The sequence below is a fragment of the Actinacidiphila sp. bgisy145 genome, assembly GCF_057708125.1.
This window is the reverse complement of the sequence record NZ_JBYIRL010000121.1, coordinates 1-810: the sequence shown is the minus strand read 5'-3', so window position 1 is coordinate 810 and position 810 is coordinate 1. Positions and strand designations below refer to the sequence as shown.

At 66.5% G+C, this 810-nt stretch carries 1 protein-coding gene; it reads left to right on the top strand.

Annotated elements, in window-relative coordinates; translation table 11 throughout:
• Positions 1–810, top strand: an 810-nt coding sequence (locus tag AC3ERT_RS36565; RefSeq protein ID WP_435179497.1) for a cytochrome P450, incomplete at both ends; no start/stop codon positions are given.

Below are 810 nucleotides of genomic sequence, written 5' to 3'. Positions count from 1 at the left end.
GACCCGGACCGGGAGCGTTACCACACCATCCGCAGTGAGATCATCTCCGGCCCGGTCACCGATTGGGCGACGGACTTCTCGCACCTGGACCCGCGGTGGTCCGAGGACCCCTTCCCGATCATGGACGACCTGCGGCAAAGGTGCCCGATCGCGCACACCGAGCGGTTCGGCGGCGCGTGGGTGCCCACCCTGTACGAGGACATCGCGGCGATCGCCCATGACACTGACCGCTTCTCCTCGCGGTCGGTGAACGTCACCAACTTCAGGCCGCCGCGGGACCTGGCGCCGATCGGTGAACTCCCGCCCATCACCTCCGACCCGCCGTTCCACCACGGCGCGCGCAAGCTGCTGCTGCCGGCGTTCACCAAGACCGCGGTCGCCAAGCTCGAGTCGACCACGAGGGCGTACTGCCACTCCCTCATCGACGGCTTCACGGGGCGGGACGTCGTAGACGGGGCCGAGGACTACGCGCAGCGGATCCCCGAGCAGGTCATCGGTGACCTGCTCGGCATCCCGCAGGGGGACCGGAAGCAGTTCCGCGAGCTCATCGCCAACATGAACCGCGAGGACACCCAAGGCTCGCGGGACGACCACGTCGAACAGCTGAGCAAGATGTTCGTCTTCCTGCTCGCGGAGATCAAGGAGCACGTCAAGAACCCGCGTGAGGACCTCATCACGTACCTCCTCAACATGGAGCTCCACGGCCGCAAGCTCGAACCGACCCACATCATCAGCATGATGCTGCTGCTCTTCGCGGCGGGGATCGGCACGACGTCCAAGTCGATCGGCTCATCGCTGTGGCACCTGGCC